Source organism: Streptomyces sp. NPDC021019 (assembly GCF_044333295.1).
Taxonomy (GTDB): Bacteria; Actinomycetota; Actinomycetes; order Streptomycetales; family Streptomycetaceae; genus Streptomyces.
In genome coordinates this window covers 135,978-149,520 of sequence record NZ_JBIRQR010000005.1, presented here as the reverse complement: position 1 = coordinate 149,520, position 13,543 = coordinate 135,978, and the positions used below count along the sequence as shown (strand labels likewise).

The 13,543-nt window shown below is 72.1% G+C and carries 9 protein-coding genes; 5 read left to right on the top strand and 4 right to left on the bottom strand.

Features of this window, described 5'->3' with window-relative positions; translation table 11 throughout:
• Positions 1-75: 75 nt before the first annotated feature.
• The 5 genes from ACH4RG_RS25770 (at position 76) to ACH4RG_RS25750 (ending at position 8,563) form a co-directional block, all read left to right on the top strand.
• Positions 76-2,292: a discoidin domain-containing protein gene (locus ACH4RG_RS25770; protein WP_398540321.1), complete on the top strand. Its 2,217-nt coding sequence runs from the start codon at positions 76-78 to the stop codon at positions 2,290-2,292.
• A gap of 170 nt (positions 2,293-2,462) precedes the next feature.
• A complete protein-coding gene (locus tag ACH4RG_RS25765; protein WP_398540320.1) occupies positions 2,463-4,613 on the top strand; it encodes a discoidin domain-containing protein in 2,151 nt (716 codons plus the stop codon).
• A gap of 430 nt (positions 4,614-5,043) precedes the next feature.
• Positions 5,044-6,285, top strand: a complete 1,242-nt coding sequence (locus tag ACH4RG_RS25760) for a lycopene cyclase family protein (protein WP_397925579.1) — start codon at positions 5,044-5,046, stop codon at positions 6,283-6,285.
• Positions 6,282-7,010, top strand: coding sequence for a class I SAM-dependent methyltransferase (locus tag ACH4RG_RS25755; protein ID WP_397925581.1), 729 nt, complete (start codon positions 6,282-6,284; stop codon positions 7,008-7,010). Before ACH4RG_RS25760 ends, ACH4RG_RS25755 begins: the two co-directional genes overlap by 4 nt.
• Positions 7,010-8,563: an FAD-dependent oxidoreductase gene (locus ACH4RG_RS25750; protein ID WP_398540319.1), complete on the top strand. Its 1,554-nt coding sequence runs from the start codon at positions 7,010-7,012 to the stop codon at positions 8,561-8,563. Before ACH4RG_RS25755 ends, ACH4RG_RS25750 begins: the two co-directional genes overlap by 1 nt.
• Positions 8,564-8,604: 41 nt before the next feature.
• Here ACH4RG_RS25750 and ACH4RG_RS25745 read toward each other — a convergent pair whose 3' ends face one another.
• Genes ACH4RG_RS25745 through ACH4RG_RS25730 form a run of 4 tightly spaced genes read right to left on the bottom strand, consistent with a single transcriptional unit; the run spans position 8,605 to position 13,440 of the window.
• Complete coding sequence (locus ACH4RG_RS25745) at positions 8,605-9,621, bottom strand: DUF5914 domain-containing protein (RefSeq protein WP_397925583.1); 1,017 nt, start codon at positions 9,619-9,621, stop codon at positions 8,605-8,607.
• Positions 9,618-10,646 carry a phytoene/squalene synthase family protein gene (locus tag ACH4RG_RS25740; protein WP_397929076.1) on the bottom strand — a complete coding sequence of 343 codons (1,029 nt, stop codon included), beginning with the start codon at positions 10,644-10,646 and terminating at the stop codon, positions 9,618-9,620. The genes ACH4RG_RS25745 and ACH4RG_RS25740 overlap by 4 nt, the downstream gene beginning before the upstream one ends.
• Positions 10,643-12,166, bottom strand: coding sequence for a phytoene desaturase (locus ACH4RG_RS25735; protein ID WP_397925587.1), 1,524 nt, complete (start codon positions 12,164-12,166; stop codon positions 10,643-10,645). The genes ACH4RG_RS25740 and ACH4RG_RS25735 overlap by 4 nt, the downstream gene beginning before the upstream one ends.
• Positions 12,163-13,440: a polyprenyl synthetase family protein gene (locus tag ACH4RG_RS25730; RefSeq protein WP_398540318.1), complete on the bottom strand. Its 1,278-nt coding sequence runs from the start codon at positions 13,438-13,440 to the stop codon at positions 12,163-12,165. Before ACH4RG_RS25730 ends, ACH4RG_RS25735 begins: the two co-directional genes overlap by 4 nt.
• Between the last annotated feature and the right edge of the window lie 103 nt (positions 13,441-13,543).

Sequence of the window (13,543 nt, the reverse complement as noted above, 5' to 3'; positions counted from 1 at the left end):
GACCGCGATTGACGCGACGGGCAAGGTTCCGGGAGAGCGCTCTCTCGGAACCGTTCGATCTCTAGGAGCCCCCGCATGCCCGCAGTTGGCATATCCCCAGCGGCCCCGGTGCCCTACGGCCCCGGCCGCCGTCGTACCCCCAGACCGGTCACCCGCGGCCTCGTCGCGGCGATGGTCACGGTCCTGGCCGCCACTCTTCTCGCCTTCGTCCCCGCCGCGAGGGCGGAGGCCGCACCCGTCCTGCTGTCCCAGGGCAAGCCGGTCACCGCCTCCAGTGAGGAGAACTACGGCACCCCGGCCACCGCGGCCGTCGACGGGAACGCCACCACCCGTTGGTCCAGCGCCGCCTCCGATCCGCAGTGGATACGCGTCGACCTCGGCGCGACCACGAAGCTGAGCCAGGTCGTCCTGGACTGGGAGACGGCCTACGGCAAGGGCTACCGCGTCGAGCTGTCGGCCAACGGCTCCGACTGGTCGACCGCCTACCAGACCGCTGACGGCGACGGTGGCACGGACACCGTGAACATCAGCGGCGAAGCCCGCTACGTCCGGGTGTACGGCACCGCGCGCGGCACCGGATACGGCTTCTCCCTCTGGGAGTTCAAGGTCTACGGCGAGTCCGGCGGCACCGGCGGCCCGCAGCTGCCCGGCGGCGGCGACCTCGGCCCGAACGTGCACGTGTTCGACCCCTCCACGCCCAACATCCAGGCCAAACTGGACCAGGTCTTCGACGAGCAGGAGGCGGCGCACTTCGGCAACGGCAGGCACCAGTTCCTCTTCAAGCCCGGCACCTACAACAACCTGAACGCCGAGATCGGTTTCTACACCTCGATCTCCGGCCTCGGCCTCAAGCCCGACGACACCACCATCAACGGAGACGTGACCGTCGACGCGGGCTGGTTCAACGGCAACGCGACGCAGAACTTCTGGCGCTCGGCCGAGAACCTGGCGGTGAACCCGGTCAGCGGCACCAACCGCTGGGCCGTCTCGCAGGCCGCCTCCTTCCGCCGCATGCACGTCAAGGGCGGGCTCAACCTGGCCCCGAACGGCTACGGCTGGGCCAGCGGCGGCTACATCGCCGACTCCAAGGTCGACGGCCAGGTCGGCAACTATTCCCAACAGCAGTGGTACATCCGCGACAGCTCGATCGGCGGCTGGTCCAACTCCGTCTGGAACCAGACGTTCTCGGGCGTCGAGGGCGCACCCGCCAACTCGTTCCCCGAGCCCCGCTACACCACGCTGGCAACCACTCCGATCTCCCGTGAGAAGCCGTTCCTGTACCTGGACGGCAGCACGTACAAGGTCTTCGTTCCCGAGAAGCGCACCAACGCCCGCGGCGTCTCCTGGAACGGCACCCCGCAGGGCACTTCGATCGGCCTGGACAAGTTCTACGTGGTCAAGGAGGGCGCGACCGCGGCCACCATCAACCAGGCGCTGTCCCAGGGCCTCAACCTCCTCTTCACCCCCGGCATCTACCACGTCGACCAGACCATCAACGTCGACCGCGCGGACACGGTCGTCCTCGGTCTCGGCCTCGCGACGATCATCCCGGACAACGGGGTGACCGCGATGAAGGTCGCCGACGTCGACGGCGTGAAGCTCGCCGGCTTCCTGATCGACGCCGGCACGGTCAACACCCCGACCCTGCTGGAGGTCGGCCCGCAGAACTCCTCCGCGGACCACGCCGCCAACCCCACCACCGTCCAGGACGTCTACGTCCGCATCGGCGGCGCGGGCGCCGGCAAGGCCACCACCTCCATCGCCGTCCACAGCGACGACGTGATCATCGACCACACCTGGGTGTGGCGCGCCGACCACGGCGAGGGCGTCGGCTGGGAGACCAACCGCGCCGACTACGGGGTCCGGGTGTACGGCGACGACGTGCTCGCCACCGGCCTGTTCGTCGAACACTTCAACAAGTACGACGTCGAGTGGTACGGCGAGCGCGGCCGGACGATCTTCTACCAGAACGAGAAGGCGTACGACGCGCCCAATCAGGCCGCCATCCAGAACGGCGACACGAAGGGCTACGCCGCCTACCGGGTCGACGACTCGGTCGACGTGCACGAGGGCTGGGGGATGGGCAGCTACTGCAACTACAACGTCGATGCGACCATCCGCCAGGACCACGGCTTCAAGGCACCGGTGAAGCCGGGCGTGAGGTTCCACAGCCTGCTGGTGGTGTCGCTCGGCGGAATGGGCCACTACAACCACGTCATCAACAACACCGGAGCCTCCACGGTCCCGGCCGGCACCACGACCGTGCCGTCCACCCTGGTCTCCTTCCCCTGATCCGTCCCCCGCGGCGAAACACCCGCGGTGGACGACCCCCGGGCCGATCCTGACCGTCGGCCCGGGGGCCCCGCGGCGAGGGCTCACCCGCCGACCCCACTCCCACGGACGGCCGCCGTCCTCCCCGAGAGCGGCCGTCCGTGTACCCCCCATCCTCCTCAGGAGCCGCCATGCTGTCCCTGCGCAGACCCGCTCTCCCCCTGACCCTCGGCGCGCTGTTCGCCTCCTCCCTCACGCTCATCGCCGCGCCGACCGAGGCGCGCGCCGCCGATCCCCTGATCTCCCAGGGCAAGACCGCCACCGCCTCCTCGAACGAGGGCGCCGGACTCTCCGCCGCACAGGCCGTCGACGGCGACCTCACCGGCACCCGCTGGTCCAGCCAGTGGACCGACCCCCAGTGGATCCAGATCGACCTCGGCAGGAGGTCCGACCTGAGCCGGGCCGTACTGACCTGGGAGGGCGCCTACGGCAAGGCCTACGAGATCCAGGCCAGCGACAACGGCACCGACTGGACCACCCTGAAAAGGGTCACCGACGGCGACGGCGGCACCGACGACCTCGCGCTCACCGGCTCAGGCCGCTACGTCCGGATGCTCGGCACCGCGCGCCCCGGGGGATACGGCTACTCCCTCTGGGAGTTCCAGGTCTACGGCTCCCAGGGCACCACCGACCCCCCGCCCGGCGGGGCCGTCAAGGTCACCGGCGGCCAGGGCGCGTGGCAGCTCACCGTCGGCGGACAGCCCTACACCGTCAAGGGCCTCACCTGGGGCCCGTCCATGGCGGACGCTCCGAAGTACATGCCCGACCTGAAGTCGATGGGCGTCAACACCCTCCGCACGTGGGGCACGGACGCCGGCACCAAGCCGCTCCTCGACGCGGCCGCCGCGAACGGCCTGCGGGTCATGAACGGCTTCTGGCTCCAGCCCGGCGGCGGCCCCGGCAGCGGCGGTTGCGCCGACTACGTCACCGACACCGCGTACAAGTCGACCATGCTCACCGAGATCGCCAAGTGGGTCGAGACCTACAAGAACCACCCCGCGACCCTCATGTGGAACGTCGGCAACGAGTCCGTCCTCGGCCTCCAGAACTGCTACAGCGGCACGGAGCTGGAAGCCCAGCGCAACGCCTACACGACGTTCGTCAACGACGCGGCCAAGAAGATCCACTCCATCGACGACGACCACCCGGTGACCTCCACCGACGCGTGGACCGGCGCCTGGCCGTATTACAAGCGCAACGCACCCGACCTCGACCTGTACTCGATGAACGCCTACGGCGACACGTGCGGGGTCCAGCAGGACTGGGAGGAGGGCGGTTACACCAAGCCCTACATCATCACCGAGAGCGGCCCCGCGGGTGAGTGGGAGGTGCCCGACGACGCCAACGGCGTTCCCGACGAGCCGACCGACGTGCGGAAGCGCGACGGCTACACCAAGTCCTGGGACTGCATCACCGGCCACCGGGGCGTGGCCCTGGGCGCGACCCTCTTCCACTACGGCCTGGAGCACGACTTCGGCGGGGTGTGGTTCAACCTGATCCCCGACGGCCTCAAGCGGCTGTCGTACTACGCGGTGAAGAAGGCGTACACGGGCTCCAACGCCGGTGACAACCTGCCGCCGGTCATCACCGACATGACGGTGACGCCGGCCGGGTCCGCCCCGGCGGGCAAGGAGTTCACCGTCCGCGCGGACATCCGCGACCCCGAGGGAGACCAGCTCACCAACAAGATCTTCCTCAGCGGCAACTACGCCAACGGCGACAAGCGGCTCGTCCCGGCGCGGTTCAGGTCCACGGGCAACGGCACGTTCGCGGTCACCGCTCCCGAGAAGCTCGGCGTGTGGAAGGTCTACATCCAGTCCGAGGACGGAAAGGGCAACGCCGGCATCGAAACGAAGTCGGTCAAGGTCGTCGCCCCGCCGGTGACCGGCACCAATGTCGCCCTGGGCAAGGCCACCACGGCCTCCAGCTCCCAGGCCTCGTACGGCGACTGCCCCTGCCCGCCGGAGCGCGCCACGGACGGCAGGACCGACACCCGCTGGGCCAGCGACTGGAGCGACCCCCAGTGGATAGCGGTCGACCTCGGCGCACGGGTGCCCGTCCGCACCCTGCAACTGGTGTGGGACCCGGCCTACGCCAAGTCCTACGAGGTCCAGGTCTCCGACACCGGCAACGACTGGCGCACGGTCCACACCACGACCACCGGCAACGGTGACATCGACACCATCACCCTGACCGAAACGGCCCGCCACGTACGGCTCCAGCTCACCGCCCGCGGCACGGGCTGGGGCTACTCACTGCACGAGTTCGGCGTCTACAGCTGATCGGGGTCGTTCTGGGGGCCGTTCCGGCGTGGAGCGGCCCCCGTTCCACGCACCGCACAGGACGAGCACGCAGGCCTCACGCGGCTTCTCGGTGCCGCGTCCTCGGCGACGCCGTCCGCGCCGTCCGCGCCGACGCCGACCGAATGTCGGTGGTGGCGCCGAACTCCGGATGATCCCGCGCGGGATCGGGGAGGTCCGGCGACGGCAGGTTTCAGCAGGGCGTCGGCGGTCAGGCGGGGGACGAAGCCTGCCGTCCCGCGGCCAGGCCCTACCGCCACTCAGGTGGGCGCGGCCGAGCATGCCGGGTGGGGGAGTCCACCGCGGGATACGGTCGCCTGGCACCCGGCCCGCCCGGCGTTGCGATGGGAAGGACGTCGTCGGCTTCGCCCGCCCCGCGGGGGTTCGCACCTGTCCGATCGAGAGGAACGCCGTGCCCGCTGACTTCGACGTCGTGATCGTGGGCGCGGGTGCGGCCGGGATGAGCCTGGCGTACCACCTCTGCGCCCCGGGCAGCGACGTACCTCTGTCGGTCGCGCTCGTCGACGCCCCGCCGGGGCCTCTGAGAGCGCCCCCGCGGACCTGGTGCTTCTGGGAGCAGCCGGGCGGGCCCTACGATCCGGTCCTGGCCGCTTCCTGGCCCCGGCTGCGGGTCCGGGCGGCCGACGGGGCCTCCACCGTGGCCCGCCTCCCGCGGCTGCGCTACAAGATGCTGCGCTCGGACGCCTTCGAGGCACTGGTCGAGCAACGGTTGTCCCGTGCACCGGACCTGTGCCGGATGGAGGCGACGGCGAGTGCCGTACGCGACGACCCGTCCGGCGTCGGCGGCGAGGTCCTGGCCCGGACCGCGTGCGGTGAACGGATCCTTGTCCGCGGCCGTCTCGTCTTCGACTCCCGGCCGTCCCACCGCCTGCCCCCCGCTCGCACGACGCTGCTCCAGCATTTCACCGGCTGGTTCGTCCGCACCGAGCGTCCCGTGTTCGATCCCGGGACCGCGGACCTGATGGACTTCCGTACGCCGCAGCCCGCTCGCGGGCTCTCGTTCGGCTACGTCCTGCCGCTGGACCCGCACACCGCGCTGGTCGAGTACACCGAGTTCTCCCCCGCTCCGCTGGACACCGAGGGCTACCGGCGAGCCCTGCGCCACTACAGCCACGACGTGCTGAGACTCGGGCCGCTCCGGGTCACGGCGGAGGAGCACGGTGTCATCCCCATGACGGACGGCCGCTTCCCGCGCAAGCCGGGGCGTTCGGTGTATCGCATCGGCACCGCCGGCGGCGCGACCCGCCCGTCGACCGGCTACACCTTCGCGGCCGTGCAGCGCCAGAGCCGGGCCGTCGCCGACCAATTGCGCTCCGGACGCCCGCTGCGCATGCCCGCCCCGTACGGGCGTCGGGCGCGGCTGATGGACGCCGTGCTCCTGCGGGCCCTGGACAGCGGCAGGGTGGACGGCGCGGACTTCTTCACCCGCCTCTTCCGCGGTGTCCCCGGCGAGCGGCTGCTGAGCTTCATGGACGGCCGTTCGCAGCTGCGCGAGGACCTGCTCCTCGGCCTGCGGACGCCGATGGTGCCCATGCTGCGGACCGTCCTCGAACTCCCCTTCAGAAGCCGGCGTGAACCCCCGGCGGCTCCGCCTCCCCCCGCACCGACCGCCCACGAAAGGAGCGCCCCATGACCCTCTTGCGCGGTGACGCGCTGTCCGAGGCCTTCGACCACGGCTCCACCACCTACGACCGCCTCGTCTCGGCCAGCCCCGGCTACCACGCGCACCTGCGCCGCTCCGCACGCCGACTGGGTCTGCCGGAGGAGGGACGCGGGCTGCGCGTGCTCGACCTGGGGTGCGGAACGGGCGCTTCCACGGCCGCGCTTCTCGCTGCCGCCCCGCACGCCCGGATCACGGCGGTCGACGCGTCCGCGGGCATGCTGGACCGCGCGACGGCCAAGAGCTGGCCGCAGGGCGTCGACTTCGCGCACCTCCGGGTCGAGGAGCTGGCCGGCCGGCTGGAAGCCGGTTCCTTCGACGCGGTGTTCGCCGGTTACCTCTTCCGCAACCTCACCGACCCTGACGAGGCCCTCGACCTGGTGCGCCGTCTGCTCGTACCGGGCGGCCGCCTCGCCGTCCACGAGTACACGCTCGGCGGATCCCCCGTCCACCGTGCGGTGTGGAGCGCGGTCTGCTCGCTGATCATCCAGCCCGCCGGCCGGCTCGCCGGGGACGCCGGCCTCTACCGACACCTCCGGGACAGTGTCACCCGGTTCGACACGGCTCCCGCTTTCGCCCAGCGGTTGTGCCGGGCCGGCTTCGCCGACGTACGCGTCCTCCCGCTCCCCGGCTGGCAGACCGGCATCACCCACACCTTCGTCGGTCGCACCGCGGGCGCCCCGGGGGTGACGGCGTGATGTTCGCGCGGGACAGCGGCAGGGGACACCGGCGCGGCCGGGACCGGCAGGCGGCAGTCGTGCCGGCACCGGCCGGCCGCGCCCGATTCACCGGCCAAGCGCCCGCGGTGGCGGTCGTCGGCGGCGGCATCGCGGGGATCGCGGCGGCCACCCTTCTCGCGGAACGCGGTGTGCGCGTCACCCTTTACGAGCGCGAACCCTGCCTGGGCGGGAGGTTGGCGGGGTGGCCCACCGAGCTCGCCGACGGCACCACGGTGACGATGAGCCGCGGTTTCCACGCATTCTTCCGGCAGTACTACAACCTGCGCGGACTTCTGCGTCGGGTCGACCCGGAGCTCGGTTCCCTGACCCGGCTGCCCGACTATCCGCTGTGGCACAGCTCCGGCCTGCGGGACAGCTTCGCCCGGGTGCCGCGCACGCCTCCGCTCAGCGCGATGGGGTTCGTCGCTCTCAGCCCCACATTCGGTCTGCGCGACCTGATCCGGATGAACCCGAGGGCGGCGGTCGGGCTGCTGGACGTGCGGGTGCCCGAGGTCTACGAACGGCTCGACGGGATCAGCGCCACCGACTTCCTCCACCGCATCCGCTTCCCGGCAGCCGCCCACCACCTGGCGTTCGAGGTCTTCTCCCGCAGCTTCTTCGCCGACCCGCGTGAACTGTCGGCTGCCGAACTGGCTCTGATGTTCCACATCTACTTCCTCGGCTCCAGCGAGGGCCTGCTCTTCGACGTGCCGGACGAACCGTTCCCCAGAGCCCTGTGGGAACCGCTGCACCGCTATTTGGCAGCCCACGGCGTCGACGTACGGACACAGACACCGCTCCGGCGGATTCGCCCGCTGCCCGGCGGCGGGCTGGACCTCGCCACGGACGACCGCACCACCCGGTACGACGCCCTCGTCCTGGCCCTGGACAGCGGCGGCCTGCGTCGCCTCGTCGCCGCGTCCCCCGAGTTGGGCGACACCGACTGGCGCGCACGGATCGCACGGTTGCGCACCGCCCCGCCGTTCCTGGTCTCACGGCTCTGGCTCGACCGGCCCGTGGCGCACGACCGGCCCGGGTTCCTGGGCACCAGCGGCTACGGTCCGCTGGACAACGTGAGCGTCCTCGACCGCTGGGAGGGAGAGGCAGCCCGCTGGGCCCGGCGCACGAGGGGCTCGGTCGTCGAGCTGCACGCGTACGCCGTCGCACCGGACGCCGACCGTTCCGCCGTACAGGACGAGGCGCTGAGACAACTGCACCGCGTCTATCCGGAGACCCGGAGCGCCCGCCTCCTGGACGAGCGCCATGAATGGCGGGCGGACTGCCCCATGTTCCCCGTGGGCGGCTACCGGGACCGGCCCGGCGTGCGCAGCCCCGACCCCATGGTCACCGTGGCCGGGGACATGGTCCGCACCGAGCTGCCCGTGGCCCTGATGGAACGCGCGGCCACCAGCGGATTCCTCGCCGCGAACGCCCTCCTGGAACGCTGGGGCGTACGGGGGCAGACGCTCTGGACCGTCCCGCGCGCCGGGCGGTCGACCGTTCTGCGCCGGCTCGCCGCGCTGGCCGACTGACGGAGAGGCCGTGCGGAGCTCCACGGACAGGGGGCCGCTCGTCAGGCCGGGAACACCCCCCTGTCGCGGAGTTCCCAGCGCCTCTCCGCGTACGCCAGGTCGTCCCGCCACAGCCGGCCGGCCGAGGCACGCATCAAAGGGCGCAGCAGCGGAGCGGCCGCCCGTGCCACGGCGAATCCACGCCGGTCCGACGCCGCGACCAGTGCCTCCGTCACGGCGGTGCGGGGCTTTCCCCGCTCGTCCGGAGCGAGGGGTGTGGCGTGGGTCTCCACGACGGACCCCGCACCCTCGCCCTCGACGATGTGCATGACGACGGTACGGGGCTCGGGCGCCGTGAACCGGGCCCGGACCGGCACCACCAGTCGCCCGGCCACCTTGAAGGACACGTCGACGGTGAACCCGTCGTCCTCCGCCGGGCTGTCGGCGGGGGTCCCCGTCACCGTCAGGTCCACGAAGGAGTACGGGTGGAACCACGCGCCGTGCCACGGATCGAGGCGGTTGGCCACCACGTCTTCCGGCTCGCAGCGCCCTACGCCGGAGTAGACCGCCTCCACGGCGTCCCGCGCCCTCGGCCGAGCGGGTAGGTACGGACGTTCCGAAGGGGGCTCGCCCCCCACGCGGTCGAGCCGCACCCAGAGAAGGACGCCGTCGTCGAAGGCGGGATAGGGCTCCCATCCGGCGAACGGCCCGCCGTCCAGTACGAGGCCGTGCCAGTGGCAGACCAGCGTGCCGCAGCGGACGGGGCTGTCGCGCAGCGGCGCCCCCAGATGCGGGCACGCACCCGGACCGGTGCGCAGCCTTCCCCCGCCGTCGCGCCACGCCACCACTTCCGTGGAGCCGACCGTGACCCCGAGGGCCTTCCCGGGAGGAAGGGCGCGCGAGGCGCCGATGACGTACCAATTGCCGGAAGGCCTGCTCCGCGCACGTTTCAGGGCCTCCGTGATGAGACCGGGTTTCGCCTCGCGCCATGTGGGCGCCTGACGCTCCCACGGAACGGGCGCGCGCCGCACCCGCAAGGGAACGCGCCCGCGTCGTGGGCGTCCTGCCGCCGGGCTCATACGGCCTCCTCCCGCACCGGGGCCGGGGCGCCGGCCGTCCGCAGCCGGGACACCCCGTCGGACCGGACCGCCTCGACCGCGTCTGCTCGGCGCCGGCGCACCGTGCGTACGGCGACCGCCCGCACCAGACCGTCCAGCGCCACGGCGGCCCGTCGTCGGCGCGGGACGACCGCCCGGCGGTGCAGGACCGCGTACCCGTCCGCCTCGATCGCGTCGAGGATGCCGCTGTACAGCACGAACGCCGTACGGATGCAGGGCCGCGACACCGGGGCGAGCATCGCGATGCCGGGCAGGGCGGCCCGGTAGACGGCCCGGTTGTGGGCTGCGGCGGCCCGCAGTACGTCGGTGATCCGGCTGTCCGGCAATCCCGTGCTCCGGCTCCACTCGAAGCGTTCCCGGTCCACCCCGTGCGCGGCCAGCAGCTCGGCCGGCAGATAGAGCCGGCCCCTGTCCAGGTCCTCGCCGACGTCCCGCAGGAAGTTGGTCAGCTGGAAGGCGACACCGAGCGCGGCCGCGTGCGGTGCCGCCTCCTCGCGCGCCACCACCGTCCCGAGCACCGGCAGCATCTGAAGGCCGATCACCGCGGCCGAACCGTGCATGTACCGGCCGAGATCCTCGTACGAGGCGTACCCGCCGACCGTCAGGTCGCTGCGCATGGAGGACAGGAAGTCGGTGAAGTGCCGATGGTCGATCCCGTACCGGCCCGCCGTGTCGGCCAGGGCACGGATCACCGGCTCGGCGGCCCGGGCCCCTCGCAACCCTGCCTCCAACTGGGCTTCCAGGGCGAGCAGAGCGCGGGCGCGCTCCCCGGGCGTGGCTGTGGTGTCGAGATCATCGACGATGTCGTCGGCCCGGCGGGCGAAGCCGTACAGGGCGTGGACGGCCGGCCTCCGGCCGACGGGAAGGAGCCGCGTCGCGAGGAAGTAGGTCCTGCCGTGACGCGCGTTGAGGCCGCGGCAGCGGGTATACGCGGCCCGGAGCGCGGGGTCGTGGATGCCTGCTGCGTCGAGTTCGTGGTCGGTCATGCGCTGGCACCTCTCGGGGCTGGGCGCGGGGCCCGGGCGGTACGGGGGCCGGTAATCCTCTCCGCCGCCAGCTTCCCGGAGATCAGGACGGTCGGCACGCCGACGCCGGGCGTGGTGCCGCAGCCGGCGAGGACGGCGTTGACCGTGCCCCGCACCAGGTTGCGCGGCCGGAAAGGGCCGGTCTGCGGGAAGGTGTGGGCCACGGAGAAGGGAGTGCCCGCCGCATGCCCCCGCGCGGTCCAGTCGACCGGCGTGACCAGCCCCTCCTCCTCGATCGCCGCGCCGAGACCGGGCATCTCGCGGCGCTCCAGTTCGGCCAGCAGCTCGTCCCGGTAGCGGGGCCCCAGCTCCCCCCATTCCCGTACGCCGGGCCCGACCTCGGTGTTCGGGCAGGGAGCCAGTACGTAGTGGAGATGCTTGCCCGGCGGTGCGAGAGAGGGGTCGGTCGCGGTGGGCCGGGTGATGAGGAGCGAGGGGTCCGACATCAGCTTCCCGGTGCGGGTGAGTTCGTGGAAGGTGTTCTTCCAGGCCGCGCCGAAAGAGATGGTGTGGTGCGCCAGGTCCGGCCAGGTGCGGTCCGTGCCCGCGTGCAGGATCACCGCGGACGGCGAGTGCCGCAGCGGCAGGGGGCGGTGCGGGCTGCGGCCGAGCAGTCGGTAGCTGACGGGCAGATCAGGGGTCAGGACGACCGCGTCGCACGGAATGCGCTCCTGGTCGGTGACGACAGCGGTGACCCGGTCACCCGAACGCTCCAGCCGGGACACCCTCTGCCCGTAGCGGAGCGATGCTCCGGCTTTGGCGGCCGCGTCCGCCATCGCCCGGGGCAACGCGTGCATGCCACCCCGGGGGAAGTACACACCGGCCACCGTGTCCATGTAGGCGATCACCGCGTACGCGGCCAGTGCCCGTGCCGGCGGCACGCCCGCGTACAGCGCCTGGAAGGAGAAGACCCTGCGCAGCCGTTCGTCCGACACGAAGTGCCCGACCCGCGCGTCGAGCCGGCCGAAACCGCCGAGCGCCGCGAGGCGGGCCAGGTCGGGATGGGCGAGCTGGAGCGGTGAGTCGAAGTTGGTGTCGATGAAACGGCGCATCTGCACCCGGTAGAGGCGCTCCAGCCAGATCCGCAGCCGCCGGTAGCCGACCGCCTGCCGGGCCCCCGCGAACTCCTCGACGGCGGCCTCCATCGCGGCACCGTCGGTGTGCACGTCGAGCTGGGACCCGTCGGCGAACCGCGCCCGGTAGGCGGGGGCCAGCCTGATCAGCTCCAGCCGGTCGGCCATCCGCTCCCCGACCGCGGCGAAGGCCTCCTCCACCAGATCCGGCATCGTCAGCACCGTCGGCCCGGTGTCGATACGGAAGCCTCCCGACTCCAGGAGCCCGGCCCGGCCCCCGGGCACGTCCTCCCGCTCGACGACCGTCACGCGGCGGCCCGCGCCCAGCAGGTGCAGCGCGGCGGCCAGTCCCGCCAGACCGGCACCGACCACCACCACATGGTCGACGGGTCCCTTGACCGTGATCATCCGCCATTGCCTCCTTCGGTCGCGATCAAAACCGGGGAGGCACCTGCCGCCCCGGTGCCGCCGCCGTCCGTCTCACCGGCGGTGCCGGGGGAGTGGGCGGCCCGCTCTCCGGAGACGGTGCGCAGCAGACCGAGCAGTTGGCGGCCGCTGTGCCCCTCCACGTCGACGGCCTGCCCCAGACGGCGTACGGCGTGATCCCGGAGGCGCTCCGCCCTCCGCTCCACATGAGCGCGCGCCCCGGTCATCTCGAGCACGCCGCGTACGTCCGCGAGATCCTCCTCGGTGAGGTCGGCGTCGCCGGTGACGCGGCCGAGTACCGCCAGCGCTTGTTCGTCGCCCGCCGCTTCGGCCCACCTCCGGCCCACAGCCAGCAGGTAGGTCGACTTGCCCTCGCGGATATCGTCGCCGGACGGCTTCCCGGTCAGTGCCGGGTCGCCGAAGACCCCGAGCAGATCGTCCCGCAGCTGAAAGGCGATACCGGCACACCGGCCGGCGGAGCGGAGAGCGTCCGTGGTCCGGTCATCGGCGCCCGCCAGGGCGGCACCCATCGCCAGAGGCCGCTCGACGGAGTACGAAGCACTTTTGAGGCGGGCGGTCCGTAAGGCCTGCGCCACTGATGACCCACCGCTGACCTGGCCCCGCAGATCCAGGTACTGCCCGGCGACCATCTCGGTCCGCATGGCCCGCCACAGCGCGCCGATCCGACGACGCTGGACGGCGGACAGCACGGTCTCCGCCACCGTGTCGTCGGCCCAGACCAGGGCGAGATCACCCGCCAGCACGGCGGCCGAGGTACCGAAGACGGAACCCCGCCCGGAATCCGGCGAGAGACCCGCGCGCTCTGCCAGACCGATGTGCACGGCAGGCTTCCCCCGGCGGAGCCGCGAGCGGTCCATCACATCGTCATGGATGAGCGCGCAGCTCTGGATCAGCTCCAGCGCCACCCCGAGCCGCAGCGCGGCCGCGGTCTCCGCCGCGCCGCAGGAACGCATCCCCCACCACAGAAGGCGGGGCCGCATCCGCTTGCCGCCCTCCAGCGTGAAGTCGGCGACCCGCCGTGCCAGCTCCTCGCAGAAGGAGGCGTCGCTCCGCACCGCCTCTTCGATCCGGTCCGCCAGCACCGCCCGTGCGGTGCGCAGGACCGCATCGACCACGTCCGCGTCCACGACCCGGGCGTCCTCGCACGACGGGACATGGCGGCGGCCTCCGCCCTCCTCGTGGGCCGGGCGCGAAGAATCGCCGAACGAGTGATCCGTAGGCTGGCGGCGGCCCATCTCACGCCCTTCCGAGATCAGTGATGATGACGAACGACTCGACACTCCGCCCGGCCGCGTACCCCGATCGCGTGCCTTCGTGCACGGCCGATCGAAGTTTCGC

What these genes read in the sequence shown, in the direction of transcription:
- ACH4RG_RS25770 (WP_398540321.1), top strand. Translation starts at nt 76, where the DNA reads ATGCCCGCAGTTGGCATATCCCCAGCGGCCCCGGTGCCCTACGGCCCC.
- ACH4RG_RS25765 (WP_398540320.1), top strand. Translation starts at nt 2,463, where the DNA reads ATGCTGTCCCTGCGCAGACCCGCTCTCCCCCTGACCCTCGGCGCGCTG.
- ACH4RG_RS25755 (WP_397925581.1), top strand. Translation starts at nt 6,282, where the DNA reads ATGACCCTCTTGCGCGGTGACGCGCTGTCCGAGGCCTTCGACCACGGC.
- ACH4RG_RS25750 (WP_398540319.1), top strand. Translation starts at nt 7,010, where the DNA reads ATGTTCGCGCGGGACAGCGGCAGGGGACACCGGCGCGGCCGGGACCGG.
- ACH4RG_RS25745 (WP_397925583.1), bottom strand. Translation starts at nt 9,621, where the DNA reads ATGAGCCCGGCGGCAGGACGCCCACGACGCGGGCGCGTTCCCTTGCGG.
- ACH4RG_RS25740 (WP_397929076.1), bottom strand. Translation starts at nt 10,646, where the DNA reads ATGACCGACCACGAACTCGACGCAGCAGGCATCCACGACCCCGCGCTC.
- ACH4RG_RS25735 (WP_397925587.1), bottom strand. Translation starts at nt 12,166, where the DNA reads ATGATCACGGTCAAGGGACCCGTCGACCATGTGGTGGTGGTCGGTGCC.
- ACH4RG_RS25730 (WP_398540318.1), bottom strand. Translation starts at nt 13,440, where the DNA reads ATGGGCCGCCGCCAGCCTACGGATCACTCGTTCGGCGATTCTTCGCGC.